The organism is Shewanella electrica, assembly GCF_022321485.1.
In the GTDB taxonomy this organism is placed as follows: Bacteria; Pseudomonadota; Gammaproteobacteria; order Enterobacterales; family Shewanellaceae; genus Shewanella; species Shewanella electrica.
On sequence record NZ_JAKOGG010000171.1, the window covers coordinates 1 to 281 of the forward strand.

General features: G+C 54.1%; 1 protein-coding gene. It reads left to right on the forward strand.

What is annotated here, in order from left to right; translation table 11 throughout:
* On the forward strand, window positions 1-271 hold a 271-nt coding region (locus L9G74_RS20275), incomplete at its 5' end, for an ATPase, T2SS/T4P/T4SS family (RefSeq protein ID WP_438944594.1).
* Window positions 272-281: the final 10 nt, after the last annotated feature.

Sequence of the window (281 nt, forward strand, 5' to 3'; positions counted from 1 at the left end):
GCTGGATTTTAAACCGGATACGCTTTTCTACCGGGGGAAGGGATGCAACCACTGTAAAGAGACAGGTTACCGGGGAAGGTTCGGCATTTTCCAACTGATGCTCATGACCCGGGAAGTGCGGGATTTGGTGGTGAAGAATGCGACTGCAGACCAACTTCGGATGGAAGCCTTAAAATCAGGGATGATCACCCTTCGTGAAGACGGCCTCGAGAAAGCCCGCCGAGGGATGACCACCGTCGAAGAAGTCCTCCGCGTGACGCAGGAAGTGTAACATGCCCGTT